Annotated in this window: 9 protein-coding genes; 2 read left to right on the forward strand and 7 right to left on the reverse strand. The window is 72.2% G+C overall.

Annotated elements, in window-relative coordinates:
* Positions 1–15 precede the first annotated feature (15 nt).
* Together ACIQFZ_RS16595 and ACIQFZ_RS16600 are read left to right on the forward strand one after the other, a co-directional pair.
* Positions 16–4,452 carry an SDR family NAD(P)-dependent oxidoreductase gene (locus ACIQFZ_RS16595; protein ID WP_402691512.1) on the forward strand — a complete coding sequence of 1,479 codons (4,437 nt, stop codon included), beginning with the start codon at positions 16–18 and terminating at the stop codon, positions 4,450–4,452.
* 124 nt (positions 4,453–4,576) lie between these two features.
* Complete coding sequence (locus tag ACIQFZ_RS16600; protein ID WP_402691513.1) at positions 4,577–5,338, forward strand: thioesterase II family protein; 762 nt, start codon at positions 4,577–4,579, stop codon at positions 5,336–5,338.
* Between the two features lie 210 nt (positions 5,339–5,548).
* On the opposite strand, the gene ACIQFZ_RS16605 is transcribed toward ACIQFZ_RS16600, so the two are convergent.
* The 7 genes from ACIQFZ_RS16605 to ACIQFZ_RS16635 form a co-directional block, all read right to left on the reverse strand.
* Positions 5,549–6,463: an RNA repair domain-containing protein gene (locus ACIQFZ_RS16605; protein WP_402691514.1), complete on the reverse strand. Its 915-nt coding sequence runs from the start codon at positions 6,461–6,463 to the stop codon at positions 5,549–5,551.
* A 305-nt stretch (positions 6,464–6,768) separates the two neighbouring features.
* Positions 6,769–7,860 carry an aldose epimerase family protein gene (locus ACIQFZ_RS16610; RefSeq protein ID WP_402691515.1) on the reverse strand — a complete coding sequence of 364 codons (1,092 nt, stop codon included), beginning with the start codon at positions 7,858–7,860 and terminating at the stop codon, positions 6,769–6,771.
* A 33-nt stretch (positions 7,861–7,893) separates the two neighbouring features.
* The gene (locus tag ACIQFZ_RS16615; RefSeq protein WP_383056758.1) at positions 7,894–8,910 is read right to left on the reverse strand and encodes a LacI family DNA-binding transcriptional regulator; all 1,017 of its coding nucleotides are present in this window, start codon (positions 8,908–8,910) and stop codon (positions 7,894–7,896) included.
* Between the two features lie 63 nt (positions 8,911–8,973).
* Positions 8,974–9,999 carry an ABC transporter permease gene (locus ACIQFZ_RS16620; RefSeq protein WP_383056759.1) on the reverse strand — a complete coding sequence of 342 codons (1,026 nt, stop codon included), beginning with the start codon at positions 9,997–9,999 and terminating at the stop codon, positions 8,974–8,976.
* The gene (locus ACIQFZ_RS16625) at positions 9,996–10,964 is read right to left on the reverse strand and encodes an ABC transporter permease (RefSeq protein WP_365777327.1); all 969 of its coding nucleotides are present in this window, start codon (positions 10,962–10,964) and stop codon (positions 9,996–9,998) included. Before ACIQFZ_RS16625 ends, ACIQFZ_RS16620 begins: the two co-directional genes overlap by 4 nt.
* Positions 10,961–12,619 (reverse strand): sugar ABC transporter ATP-binding protein, encoded by a 1,659-nt coding sequence (locus tag ACIQFZ_RS16630; protein WP_402691516.1) that lies wholly within the window; start codon positions 12,617–12,619, stop codon positions 10,961–10,963. The genes ACIQFZ_RS16625 and ACIQFZ_RS16630 overlap by 4 nt, the downstream gene beginning before the upstream one ends.
* A gap of 78 nt (positions 12,620–12,697) precedes the next feature.
* Positions 12,698–13,780, reverse strand: coding sequence for an ABC transporter substrate-binding protein (locus tag ACIQFZ_RS16635; protein WP_402691517.1), 1,083 nt, complete (start codon positions 13,778–13,780; stop codon positions 12,698–12,700).
* Positions 13,781–13,903 lie beyond the last annotated feature (123 nt).

Consider the following 13,903-nt stretch of genomic DNA (forward strand, 5'->3'; position numbering starts at 1 on the left):
GTCATCAAGATGGTGATGGCGATGCGGCAGGGTGTGCTGCCGCGCACCCTGCACGTCGATGCCCCGTCCTCGCACGTCGACTGGACCGAGGGCGCGGTGGAGCTGCTCACTGAGCAGACCGCGTGGCCGGAGACGGAGCACGTGCGTCGTGCGGGTGTGTCGTCCTTCGGTATCAGCGGTACGAACGCCCACGTGATCCTGGAGCAGCCGGCGAAGGTGATCCAGGGCACGGTGGTCGGTGCTTCGGCACCGGAGGCGGACGTGGTCGAGCCCTCGGTGGTGCCGTGGGTGCTGTCCGGCAAGACGCCGGAGGCGCTGCGCGACCAGGCCGCCCGCCTGCTCGCCGCGGTCACCGAAGAGCCGGCACCCCGTTCGGTCGACGTGGCCCACTCCCTGCTCGTCACCCGCTCGCTGTTCGCCCACCGCGCGGTGGTGCTCGCCGGTGAGCCCGAGGAGACGGTTCGCGCCCTCACCGCCCTGGTGGCGGGCACGACCGATCCGGCGGCGATGTCGGGCATGGTGACGGCCGGTCGCTCGGCGGCCTTGTTCTCGGGTCAGGGTTCGCAGCGGTTGGGGATGGGTCGTGAGTTGTACGGCCGGTTCCCGGTGTTCGCGGAGGCTCTGGATGCCGTTCTGGCCATCTTGGACGGTGAGTTGGGTGGCCCGCTGCGGGAGGTGTTGTGGGGTGAGGACGCAGGTCTGCTGAACGAGACCGGGTGGACTCAGCCCGCCCTGTTCGCCGTTGAGGTGGCGCTGTACCGGCTGGTGGAGTCGTGGGGTGTGAGGCCGGACTTCGTGGCCGGTCACTCGATCGGTGAGATAGCCGCGGCGCACGTTGCCGGGGTGTTCACCCTGGAGGACGCAGCCCGTCTGGTGGCTGCTCGTGGTCGTCTGATGCAGGCGCTGCCGGCCGGTGGTGCGATGGTGGCCGTCCGAGCCACCGAGGATGAGGTCACCCCGTATCTCACCGACGGGGTGTCGATCGCCGCGCTCAACGAACCTACGTCCGTGGTCGTTTCGGGCGTCGAAGGTGCCGTGCTGGAGCTGGCCGCGCGATTCGAGGCGGAAGGCCGCAAGACCACGCGGCTGCGGGTGTCCCACGCCTTCCACTCCCCGCTGATGGACCCGATGCTGGACGAGTTCCGCACGGTGGCGGAGGAGTTGTCGTACGCCGCCCCTGTGATTCCGGTGGTGTCGAACCTGACCGGTTCCCTGGCCACGGCGGAGGAGTTGTGCTCGCCCGAGTACTGGGTGCGCCACGTCCGTGAGGCGGTCCGCTTCGCCGACGGGGTGACCACGCTCGAGGAACAGGGTGTGACGACGTTCCTGGAGCTGGGTCCCGACGGGGTCCTCTCCGCGATGGCGCAGGAGTCGCTGACCGGCGGCGAAGCCGTCACGATCCCGCTGCTGCGCAAGGACCGCGACGAGGAGACGACCGCCCTGCTGGGCCGGGCCGGGCTGTACACGCGGGGGATCGGGGGAGGCTGGCAGGACCTGCTGGCCGGTACCGGTGCCCGCCGGGTGAACCTGCCCACGTACGCCTTCCAGCACCAGTGGTTCTGGCCGACCGGCCGGGCCGCCGCCACCGGTGACGTCCGCGCCGCCGGTCTCGGCTCCGCCGAGCACCCGCTGCTGGGCGCCGCCGTCGAACTTGCCGCAGGGCAGGGCGTGTTGTTCACGGGCCGCCTGTCGCTGACCTCGCACCCGTGGCTGGCCGACCACGCCGTCATGGGCACCGTCCTGCTGCCGGGCACGGCCCTGCTGGAGATGGCGGTCCGCGCGGGCGACGAGGTCGGCAGCGACCGGGTCGAGGAACTGACCATCACCGCGCCGCTGGTCCTGCCCGAGCGGGGCGCGCTCCAGGTACAGGTCGCCGTCGCCGTCCCGGACGACTCCGGCCGGCGTGTGGTCGGGGTGTACTCGCGCCCCGAAGGCGCCGACGAGTCGGCGTGGGCACAGCACGCGGCCGGTGTGCTGGCACCCGGCGCCACCGCACCGGACCAGGGCTTCGACACCGAAGTCTGGCCGCCGCGGGACGCCGAACCGCTGGACACCGAGGACTGCTACCAGGCGTTCGCCGAGGCAGGATTCGCGTACGGACCGCGCTTCCAGGGTCTGCGCGCGGTGTGGCGCCGCGGCGAGGAACTCTTCGCCGAGGTCGCGCTGCCCGAGCAAGGCACCGGCGAGGCGGCCGAGTTCGGTCTGCACCCGGCGCTCCTCGACTCCGCGCTGCACGCCACCATGCTGGCCGCCACCGGCGGCGATGAGGGCGACGGGGGAGGTGCCCTGCCGTTCTCGTGGGAGGGCGTCGCGCTGCACGCCTCCGGCGCCTCGGCGCTGCGGGTGCGGCTGGCCCCCGCGGGCGACAACGCGCTGTCGGTGAACGCGGTGGACCCGGCCGGTGCGCCGGTGGTCACCGTCGACCGGCTCCTCACCCGCACGGTCACCGGTGACCAGCTGAAGTCCGCGGGCGACGACCAGAACACGTTGTTCGGCGTCGACTGGATGCCGGTGGCCGACACCGGGGCCGCTCGGCCCGCGTCGGTCGCGGTCGTCGGGGACGACCCCTTCGGCCTCGCCGACGCGCTCACCGGCACCGGCCTCACGGTCGGCACGGCGGCCGACCTCACCGCGCTGCCGGCCTCGTCCGACGCCGCCGTACCGGACATGGTGCTCGTCCCGGTCGCCGGAGCCCCGGCCGGCGGGGAGGACCTGCCCGGCGCGGTCCGGGAGGTCACCGCGCGGGTGCTCACGCTCCTGCAGCAGTGGCCCGGCGAGGAGGCGCTCGCGGCCTCGCGGCTGGTGTTCGTCACTCGCGGCGCGGTAGCCGTGGACGACGGCGGGACCACGGACCTCGCGGCCTCTGCGGTCTGGGGCCTGGTGCGGTCGGCGCAGACGGAGAACCCCGGCTGCTTCGGCCTGCTCGACCTCGATCCGGCCGCTGCGGATTCGTCCGCCCGGCTCGTCGAGGCCCTGACGGCCGGCGCCGAGGAACCGCAGCTCGCGCTGCGCGGCACCGAGATCGTGGCCGCGCGCCTCGCCCGGCTCGACACCGGCACCGGCACCGCACAGCCGGAGCCCGCTTCCGGTACCGCGGCGGACGGCACGTCCCGCACGTTCCGGACCACCGGGACCGTCCTGGTCACCGGCGGCACCGGTGGCCTCGGCCGGCTCCTCGCCCGGCACCTGGTGGCCACGCACGGCGTACGGAGCCTGCTCCTCGCCAGCCGCAGCGGTCTCGAGGCGGACGGTGCGAGCAAGCTCGTCGCCGAACTGGAGGAACTGGGTGCCGAGGTCACCGTGCGGGCGTGCGACGTCGCCGACCGGGAGGCCGTGGCCGCCCTGGTCGCGGCGACACCGCAGGACCGCCCGCTGTCGGCGGTCGTCCACACGGCCGGCGTCCTCGACGACGGTGTCGTCGGCTCGCTGACACCGGACCGCCTCGCCACGGTGCTGCGGCCCAAGGCGGACGCGGTGTGGCACCTGCACGAGGCGACCCGCGGCCTGGACCTGGACGCGTTCGTCGTCTACTCGTCCGTGGCCGGCGTGTTCGGCGGTGCCGGTCAGGCCAACTACGCGGCAGCCAACACGTTCCTGGACGCCCTGATGGCGCGGCGCCGCGCCGACGGGCTGCCCGGCGTGTCCCTCGCGTGGGGACCGTGGGAGCAGGACAGCGGCATGACGGGCACCCTCTCGGACGCCGAGGCCGACCGCCTGGCGCGTTCCGGGATGCCGCCGCTGACGGTCGAGCAGGGTCACGCCCTGTTCGACGCGGTGGTCGCGGGCGACCGCGCGCTGGCGCTGCCGGTCCGGCTTGACCTCGCCGTACTGCGGGCCCGCGGTGACGTGCCCGCGCTGCTACGCGGCCTGATCCGGGTTCCCGCGCGGCGGGCCGCGGCCCAGAGCGCGGTGCCGTCCGCGGACACGCTCACCCGGCAGCTCGCCGGACTCGGCACGCAGGAGCAGGAGGAGGTGCTGCTCAAGCTGGTGCGCGGACAGGCGGCGGCGGTGCTCGGACACCGGGACGGCTCGGCGATCGGCTCGGACCGTCAGTTCCAGGAACTGGGCTTCGACTCGCTGACCGCGGTCGAGTTCCGGAACCGGCTCAACGCGGCCACCGGCCTGCGGCTGCCCGCCACGCTGCTGTTCGACTACCCGACGACGGCCGATGTCGTACGGCACCTGCGCGGACGGCTCGTCACCGACGACCGGGCCGGCGCCGGTTCGGTGCTCTTGGCGCTCGACGCGCTGGAGAAGGCGATCGCCGGACTCAGCCTCGACGACACGGACGAGCACCGTCGGGTGACCGGCCGGATCGAGGTCCTCAGGACCAAGTGGGCCGAGCTGGGCCGCACGGACACACCCGACGAGGACTCCTCGAAGGACGACCTGGACGGGGCGTCCGACGAGGACATGTTCGCGCTTCTCGACGACGAACTCGGTCTCAACTGACCCGCCCCGCGGGCCGCCCCGGCGGCCCGCGGGGACCCGTCGCGGCTCCGCCCCGTACCGCCGAAACCCGCCGCATGCCACACCGCCGGCAACACGCCGGCGCTCACGAAAGGTCCAGGAAAGCGTGACAACCCGTACGTCCACCGAGGAGAGCCTGTGGGCCCGGAGCTTCCACCCGGCCCCCTCCCGCTCCACCCAGCTCCACTGCTTCCCGCACGCGGGCGGCTCGGCGTCCTTCTACTTCCCCGTGTCCGCCCAACTGTCCTCCGCGGCCGAGGTGTTCGCGGTGCAGTACCCGGGACGGCAGGACCGGCGCAAGGAAGTGTCGCCCACGGACATCGCCACCCTCGCCGACCAGCTCTACGACGCTCTCGGCCCCGCCCTCAAGGCGCGGCCGACCACGTTCTTCGGGCACAGCATGGGCGCCACCCTGGCGTTCGAGGTGGCCCGACGGCTGGAGGCCGACGGCGGTGAGCTCGTCCGGTTGTTCGCCTCCGGGCGACGCGCGCCGTCGACCGTCCGCGACGAGCGGGTGCACCGCCTGTCCGACGAGGGCATCGTGCGGGAGCTGAAGCTCCTCGCCGGCACCGACACCGCGCTGCTCGGCGACGAGGAGATCCTGCGCATGATCCTCCCCGCCATCCGCAGCGACTACGAGGCGATCGAGACCTATCGGTGCGCCCCCGACGTCACCGTCCGCGCCCCGATCACCGTCCTCACCGGCGACAGCGACCCCAAGACGTCGATGGCCGAGGCCGAGGCCTGGCGCGGCCACACCACCGGCGACTTCGACCTCCAGGTCTACCCCGGAGGCCACTTCTACCTGACGGCGGAGGCCCCCGCGGTCATCGCCTCCCTCAGGAAGCACCTCGCCGGGCAGGGTTGACGTCCACCGTTCCGCCCCTCGTCAGGCCACGGGCGACGGGCGGAACGGACGACCTCCGGAGGGCTGGGGCTGTACGCATCCGGCGAGCGAGGTTCGGAAACAGGCCCGGTAGGGGCCGCGGACTGCGGTGGGTCGAGGTGCTCTTGCCAGGTTGGGCTCATCGGGTGGCGCTTGTCACCAGGTGTCGCGCGGGGTCGGCCACAAGTCGCCTCACCTGTCGGTGATCGTGGAGAGCCATGCCGTGTCCTCCGGGCCCGGTGCTTCGGGGTCGGGGGTGGGCAGTCGGCGGAGCTCGCCCGTGCGCAGGGCGACCGTGGCCCGTGGCCGCATCGGTCCGTCGCCCCTGCGGGAGAGCAGGACGAGTTCCCAGACCGTCGCCGTCATGGGGTCGAGCCGGGTGGCGCAGTCGGCGGTGACTTGCCGGGGATCCCTGGTCCGGCCCAGGGAAAGATGGGGGGTGAAGTCCTTGGCGGGCCCACGGCAGCGCGGGAACCGCCGGCTCAATGCGCGGTGCAGGTCCGCCCACGGCGTCTCGCCGGCTGCCGTCGGGTCGAGCCACACGGTGAAGTACGCCCTGTGCCGGAAGGTGCGCACCCCCTCCAGCCGGGCGGTGAAGACCGGTGTCGCGGCCGTCGCCGCGGCGAGCAGCGGGGCCGCCCGCTCGAAGTCGGACTCCGGTACGAAGCCGTAGAGCACATTGACGTGCGGCGGCCACCGGTGGATCTGCGGATCGTAATCCCGGCGGATGTCCTGGACCGCCGGCCACAGCTCCGCGGGCGGGATCCAGGCCACCGCCGTGCGGGCCGTCGGGGACACGTCGAGGACACCGACGGGCTCGCCGCTGCCGGAGGTCGCGTCGAAGCCCGGGTCCTCTTGCGGGGCCCGTACCCGGCCGGCGCCCGACGCGTCGACGCGGTCCACACCCGTGGACCGGTCCCAGACCACCTCGCCGTCCGCCTCGATGAACACCACCCGGTGCCACGGGATGTCGCCCCCGGGCACGAAGGAAGACAGCGGGACGCGTTCGACGCCGTTTCCGCGCAGGCTGATCCCCAGCACGAACCGGGACGGGTCGAACCGCGGGTCCCAGCGGACCTGGTGATAGATCTCGTCGCTGGTTCGCATCACGGATCCTCTCCCGCCTTCACTGGAAACCTCCGAGGGCGCCCCCGGCTTCAGCCGGGGGATGAATCGGACTCCTGCGGAGCAGGGCAGGGAATGGGGTTTCGTCCAAAAGGTGAAAGACCGCCCCGATGGTCGGGTAGGCTGAGCGTCGTGCGTTGCGAGAGCCAAGCACGCGCAACTCCTTTGTCTGATGGGCAACCGGGCAGGTTCCGTCCCGGCTGGTGCTGAGAGCGTCAGACTCGTTCGTTCGCTGAGCGAATGAGCTGCTTGAGCCAGGAATCCCCCTGCTTCAGCTGGGGGAGGGTTCAAACCCTCTCTTCCTCCAGGGTGCCGCCCGGGGCGAGCCGGTACTCGGTGCGGCTGGTCAGGGCGGAGCCCGGGCGCAGCACCGTGCTCGGGTACTCCGGGTGGTTCGGCGAGTCGGGCAGGTGCTGGGTCTCCAGGCAGACGGCCGCGTATCGCTCGTGGCGGCGGCCCGCCGCGTCCTTGAGCGTCCCGTCGAGCTGGTTGCCGGTGTACACCTGGAGGCCGGGTTCGGTGGTCCAGACCTCCAGGGCCCGCCCGCTCCCCGGATCCTCCAGGCGGGCCGCACGCCGCAGGGCCGACCCGTCCGAGGGCGGGCGCAGCACCCAGCAGTGGTCGTAGCCGCCCGCCGCCCGCAGTTGCGGGTCGGGATCGTGCAGACGGGCGCCGATGCGGTGCGCGCGGGTGAAGTCGAAGGGGGTGCCGTCCGTCGCCGCGCTGGGCCCGTACGGGATGCCTTCGTCGGACAGCGGCAGGTAGCGGTCCGCGTCCAGCAGGAGCGTGTGGTCGGTCACCGTGCCGGCATCCGACAGGTTGAAGTAGGCGTGGTTGGTGAGGTTGACGACGGTGGGCCGGTCGGTGACGGCCCGGTAGTCCAGCGCCAGCGTTCCTCGGGCGTCGAGGACATAGGTGGCCGTGACGTCCAGTTTTCCGGGGAAGCCCATGTCGCCGTCGGGGCTGCGCAGCGTGAGGCGTACCCCCGCGCGGTCGTCGCCCAGCACGGGCGCGGCTGCCCAGACCCGCCGGTCGAAGCCGTCCGGGCCGCCGTGCAGGGCGTGGCCCCGGTCGTTCACCGGCACCTGGTGCGCCCGGCCGTCCAGGGTGAAGCGGCCGCCGGCGATCCGGTTGGCGTACCGCCCCACCAGGGCCCCCAGGTACGGGCTCGGGCCGGCGTAGTCCTCGGTGCCGGTCAGGGACAGGACGACCGAGCGTGCGACTCCGTTGCGGTCCGGCACCTCCAGGGCGTGCAGGATGCCGCCGTAGGTGAGCACCTCGGCACGCACGCCGCTGCCGGAGTCGAGGTGCCAGCGTTCCACCGGAGTGCCGTCGGGCGTGGTGCCGAAGGGGGAGCAGCGCAGGGCGGGTCGGGGCATGGAGGTCCTCGGGAAGGGGGGTGGCGGGCCGGTTCAGCGGTGGCGGCCCAGGGTGGACTCGCGTACCACCAGGTCGTGGCCCGGCCGCAGCCGGCGCGGCTCGCCGTCGGCGGAGCCGGTCAGCCGCGAGATGACGCAGCTGACGGCCTGCCGGGCGATGGCCTGCTTGTCGGGGGAGACGGTGGTCAGGGTGATCGCCCCGAAGCGGCCCTCCTCGATGTCGTCGAACCCCACCACCGCGACGTCCTGCGGAATGCGCAGCCCGCGCTCGCCGAGCACTCTCATGGCGCCGATCGCCTGGAGGTCGTTGTAGGCGAAGACCGCGTCGGGCCGCACTCCGCGGTCCAGCAGGGCGGTCATGGCCTGCGCGCCGTCCGCCCGGCCGTAGCCGTCGGTGGGGGCCACCAGCGAGTCGTCGTGCGGCAGCCCGGACGCGGCCAGCTCCTCCCGCCACCCCTGGAGACGCAGGTGGGCGGGCTGCCGCGCGCTCTCGGCCCGCGCGCCGAGGAAGGCGATCCGTTGCCGCCCCATCCCCACCAGATGGCGGACCGCGCTGCGCGCCGCGGCCACGTTGTCGATCGCGATGTGGTCGTAGGGGGCGTCGTACTCCCGCTCGCCGAGCAGCACCAGGGGCGATGTGTCGGTGCGGCCGCGCAGGTCCTGGTTCTCCAGCTCGATCGGGGAGAGGATCAGGCCGTCGATCACATGGGTCCGGAACCCCTGGCAGACGAGCATCTCCTTCTCCCGCATGCCGGCGGTGTGGTCGAGGAGCACGGTGTAGTGGTGGCGGGCCGCGGCGTCGATGACCGCGCTGGCCAGTTCGGCGAAGTACGGATTGCCGAGTTCGGGCACGGCCAGCGCGATGATCCCGGTGCGGCCCTTGCGCAGGTGGCGCGCGGTGAGATTGGGGCGGTAGCCGAGTTCGTCGATCGCCTGTTGCACCCGAGCCCGCATGGCCGGGGTGACGTGCGGATAGTCGTTGACGACGTTCGAGACGGTCTTGATGGACACTCCCGCTCGCAGCGCGACGTCTTTGAGGCTGACGCCCACGGCGTTCCCTCCTTGTCGGGCCGAGCGCAGGACTGCGACGGTCCTGCGGCACGGCGTCTGTCATCAGGTGCGGCGTGCCCGCGCCAGGTACCGCTGGGCCACGACCACCACGATGAGGAAGCCGCCGCTGACCACGGACTGGTAGGACGAATTGAGCGAGCCTATCTGGTTGATCAGATTCTGGATGACCGCGAGCAGCAGCACTCCCCAGAGGGTGCCGCTCACCGAGCCGGCGCCGCCGATCAGCAGGGTGCCGCCGATGACCACCGCGGCGATGGCGTCCAGCTCCATGCCCACGCCGATGATCGTCACTCCGGAGGAGAGCCGGGCGGCGTTGAGCGCGCCGGCGAACCCGGCGAGCAGCCCGCTGAGCATGTAGACCAGGACCCGGGTGCGGGCCACCGGCAGCCCCATCAGGGTCGCGGCGTCGGCGCTGCCGCCCACCGCGAACAGCGACTGGCCGAACGAGGTGCGCTGCAACACCGTCCCGCCCGCGGCGAACAGGGCCAGCGCGATGAGCACCGGATACCCGAAGCCGCCCACCGTCCCCTGGCCGAGTTCGGCGAAGGCCGAGCCCCGCGGTACCAGGTAGGTGGTGGCGCCCTCGTCGGTGAGGGCGAGCAGCAGGCCGCGGGCCCCCAGCAGGGTGGCCAGAGTGACGATGAAGGGGGCCATGCCGGCCCGTGCGATCAGCAGCCCGTTGAGTGTGCCGATCGCCCCGCAGACGGCCAGCGGCAGCAGCAGCGCGGCCCAGAGACCGTACTGCGAGGCCCAGGCGGCCAGCACGCCGCCGAGCGCGAACACCGAACCGACCGAGAGGTCGATGCCGCCGGTGATGATCACCAGCGTCATGCCCAGGGCGACGACGGCGATGAAGGACGCCTGTACGGCGATGTTCTGGGCGTTGTCGAGTGTGCCGAAGGACGGGAAGACGAACGAGGAGACGAGGACGACCGCCACCAGGACGGCGAGGGCGCCGTGCCGTTGGAGGAGCGACGTGATCCGCTCCTGGCCGGCGGTGGGGGAGGGGGACGCCGCCGTCGGACGGAGGGCGGCCGACAGTTGCCGGGGGATGGTGAGTGACTTCATCGGGACCTGCGCTCCCGGGCGACGTAGACGGCGACGAGGATGATGGCGGCCTGGGCGATCTGCGCGGTGGAGTCCGGCAGATCGTGCTTGACCAGGGTGGCCCGCAGCAGCTGCATCAGCAGCGCGCCGGTGACGGTGCCCAGCACCCGTACCGAGCCGCCGGTCAGCGGCGTGCCGCCGACCACCACCGCGGTGATCGCGGACAGCTCCATGAGGTTGCCGAGCGCGGAGGGGTCGCTGGCGGTCAGCCGGGCGGTGGCCAGCACGCCGGCAAGCGCCGCTAGGACGCCGCACAGCACGTAGACGCCGATCAGGACCCGCTTGACCGGCAGTCCGGCGAGTCCGGCGGCGGCCCGGTTGCCGCCCACCGCGACCAGTTGCCGGCCGAAGGTGGTGCGGTGCACGACACCGGCCACCGCCAGCGCCAGGACGCCCGCGGTCAGTACCACCACGGGGATGCCCAGCACCTCCCCGCTGCCGAGCGCCAGCAGGTCCGGGTTGACGATCTGCTTGAGCTGCCCGTCGGCCATCACCAGGGCCAGCCCCCGGCCTCCGACGAACAGGGCCAGGGTGGCCACGATGGGTTGCAGGCCCACCACCGCGACCAGGGTGCCGTTGACCGCGCCCACGACGACCCCGGCCACCAGCGCCACGAGCAGTGCCGGAACCAGACCGTAGCCGAGGTAGAGCGGCAGCAGCGCGGCGGCCAGCGCCATCGTGGACCCCACCGACAGATCCACGCCCTCGGTGCCGATGACCAGCGCCATGCCGAGCGCCACGATGACGACCGGGGAGACCTGCACCAGCTGGGTCCGCAGATTGGCGACGGTCAGGAAGTGCTCGGTGAACGCGGCGTTGAAGGCGAGCAGCACCAACACCGCGGTATAGACGCCGTACTTCTGGAACCAGGCCGGTGCGGCGAGCCGCACCGCGCTCCGTCCCAGTGCCGGCGACAACTGGGTCATTCCTGCTCCTTGTCCGTGTGCGGCGGGGTGGGCGGCGCTGTTTGTGGCGCGGCTTGTGGCGCTGTGTGCGGCGCCTCGGCGGCGGGCTCGGGCGTGTGCGCGGCCAGCATGTCGAGCAGTTCGGGCTCGCTGACCAGGTCGCCGGCCAGCTCACCGGCCACCGTGCCGCCGCGCAGTACCACCAGCCGGTCCGCGCCCTCCACCAGCTCCTCGACGTCGGAGGAGATCAGCAGCACCGCCAGCCCCTCCTGCGCCAGTTCGTCGATGAGGGCCTGCACCTCGGCCTTGGCGCCGACGTCGATCCCGCGGGTGGGCTCGTCCAGCAGCAGCACTCTGGGCTCCAGGCAGAGCCAGCGCGCCAGCAGCACCTTCTGCTGATTGCCGCCGGAGAGCTCCTCGACCTTCTGCTCGGGGCCGGCTGCCTTGATCCGCAGCCGCTTCATGAAGATCTCGGCGATGCGGTCCTGCTGTTTGCGGGAGACGACACCGGCGCGGGAGAGGCGGGGCATGGCGGCCAGGACGATGTTCTCCCGCACCGACAGGCCCGGCACGATCCCCTCGGCCTTGCGGTCCTCGGAGAGCAGGCTGATGCCGGCCCGGATCGCCGCGGCGGGAGAGAGGCGGTGCAGCGGTCTGCCCGCCACCGAGACCGTGCCGGAGTCCAGCGGCAGCGCACCGACCAGGGCCTTCGCTGTCTCGGTACGTCCGGAACCCAGCAGGCCGCCCAGACCCAGAACCTCCCCCGGACGCAACTCCAGGGACACCTCGTCGAGCAGATGACGGCGGCTCAGCTTCTCGGCGGTGAGCACCGGTTCACGGGCGGCGTCATGAGCGGCGCCGAAGCCGGTGACGCCGTGCCGGCGGACTTCGGCTACCTCCCGGCCGAGCATCATCGAGACCAACTGCATCCGGTCCAGATCTGCGAGGGCGCCGGTGTGCACCAGCCGCCCGTCGCGGAGCACGGTGACCCGGTCGCAGACGCGGTACAGCTCGTCCATCCGGTGGCTGACGTAGAGGATGGCGATGTCCCGGCTGTGCAGCTCCTCGATGACCCGGAAGAGGGTCTCCACCTCGCGCGGCTCCAGCGCGGAGGTCGGCTCGTCCATCACCACCACCCGGGCCCGCACCGAGACGGCCCGTGCCAGTGCCACCATCTGCTGGGTGCCCACGCCCAGGGTGTTCAGGGGGCGGCGCACATCGGCCGTGACTCCGAAGCCGGCCAGCAGCTCGGCCGCCTCCCGGTGCATCCGGGGGAAGTCGATCAGGCGCAGGCGGTTCTTGGGCTCGCGGCCCAGGAAGATGTTCCGCGCCACGCTCATCATCGGGACGAGGTTGATCTCCTGGTAGATGGTCGAGACGCCCGCCTGCTGCGCTTCGTGCGGCCGGGCGAACGAGACCGGCTGCCCGCCCAGGCGCAGCTCCCCGGTGTCGGGGCGGTGCACGCCGGTGAGCACCTTGATCAGCGTGGACTTGCCGGCGCCGTTCTCGCCGACCAGGGCGTGGATCTCACCGCGGCGCAGCGTCAGGGAGACGTCGTCGAGCGCCACCACGCCGGCGAAACGTTTGCCGACGCCGACGGCCTCCAGCACCGTCGGTGGCGCGGTGCCGTCCGCGTCCGGGTGCGGTGCGGCGACAGCCGCTTCGGGGGGTGCCATGGGGGTCGGCCTTCCGTCGGTCGGTCAGCGGGGAGCGGGCCGCCCGGTCCGGGGCGGCCCGGGTGGCCCGAGGGCGTCTCAGTAGGCTCCGGACAGGGAGTCCTTGGCGTTGGACGCGTCGTAGGCGCGGTCGGAGATGATCACGTTCTCCGGGATGGACTCGCCTGCGAAGAACTTCTGCGCGGTTTCGAAGGCCAGCGGGCCGAACCGGGGGTTGGACTCGATCACCCCGTTGTACTGGCCGTCGGCCAGGGCCTGCACCGCGTTGCGGGTGCCGTCGATAGAGATGATCTTGACGTCCTTGCCGGGCTTCTTGCCGGCTCCCTTGAGGGCGGTGACGGCGCCCAGGCCCATCTCGTCGTTCTCCGCGTACACGGCGGTGATGTCCGGCTTGGACTGGATCAGCTGCTCCATCACCTGCTGGCCCTTGTCGCGGGCGAACTCGCCGGTCTGCTGGGCCACGATCTCGAGCCCCGGGGCCTTGGCCTTGATCTGGTCGACGAAGCCCTTGGTGCGGTCGGTGGTGACGTTGTTCCCGGACGAACCCAGCAGGATCGCGACCTTCCCCTTGCCGCCGGTCACCTGGATCATCGCGTCCGCCGCCCGCTTGCCCTGCTCGACGAAGTCCGAGCCGAGGAAGGCCACATAGTCCTTGCAGGCGGTGGCGTTGAGCTTGCGGTCGACGGTGATCACGGGCACGTGCTTGGCCGCGGCGGCCTGGAGCGCCGGTTCCAGGCCGTCGGAGTTCAGCGGCGCCACGATCAGCAGTTGCGCGCCCTGGGCCAGCATGTCCTTGATGTCGCTGATCTGCTTGGACAGTTGGGACTGGGCGTTGGTGGTGAGCAGCTTCTTGACGCCCAGTTTGGCGGCCTCGTCCTTGATGGACCGGGTCTCGGCGATCCGGAAGGGGTTGGCCTCCTTCTCGGACTGCGAGAAGCCGACGACCGCGTTCTTCAGGTCGATCTTGGTGGCGCCGTAGGCCTCCAGGGTGCAGCCCGATCCCGAGGAGTCGGCGGACGGCGACTGCACCACCTGGGCGCCCTGGCTGGTGTCGGAGGAGGCCGTGCCGCTGCCCTCCTCCTTGGAGCAGCCGGCGGCGAGGGCCGCGGCGGCAGCGAGGCAGACGGCGGCCACGAGACGTGATCTGCGAGGGCTGGTCATGGTCGTTGCACTCCTTGCGTGTGGGGCGACTGCTGTGTCACGGCGAGGCCGACGACGTCGTCCGGATCGCCGAAGGGGGCACCGAAGGGGCGCCGCACGGTGGGAATACGGCGTCGCGCACGT

The sequence above is a fragment of the Streptomyces sp. NPDC093064 genome (assembly GCF_044754605.1).
Lineage (GTDB): Bacteria > Actinomycetota > Actinomycetes > Streptomycetales > Streptomycetaceae > Streptomyces.

What these genes read in the sequence shown, in the direction of transcription:
- ACIQFZ_RS16595 (WP_402691512.1), top strand. Translation starts at nt 16, where the DNA reads ATGGCGATGCGGCAGGGTGTGCTGCCGCGCACCCTGCACGTCGATGCC.
- ACIQFZ_RS16605 (WP_402691514.1), bottom strand. Translation starts at nt 6,463, where the DNA reads ATGCGAACCAGCGACGAGATCTATCACCAGGTCCGCTGGGACCCGCGG.
- ACIQFZ_RS16610 (WP_402691515.1), bottom strand. Translation starts at nt 7,860, where the DNA reads ATGCCCCGACCCGCCCTGCGCTGCTCCCCCTTCGGCACCACGCCCGAC.
- ACIQFZ_RS16620 (WP_383056759.1), bottom strand. Translation starts at nt 9,999, where the DNA reads ATGAAGTCACTCACCATCCCCCGGCAACTGTCGGCCGCCCTCCGTCCG.
- ACIQFZ_RS16625 (WP_365777327.1), bottom strand. Translation starts at nt 10,964, where the DNA reads ATGACCCAGTTGTCGCCGGCACTGGGACGGAGCGCGGTGCGGCTCGCC.
- ACIQFZ_RS16630 (WP_402691516.1), bottom strand. Translation starts at nt 12,619, where the DNA reads ATGGCACCCCCCGAAGCGGCTGTCGCCGCACCGCACCCGGACGCGGAC.
- ACIQFZ_RS16635 (WP_402691517.1), bottom strand. Translation starts at nt 13,780, where the DNA reads ATGACCAGCCCTCGCAGATCACGTCTCGTGGCCGCCGTCTGCCTCGCT.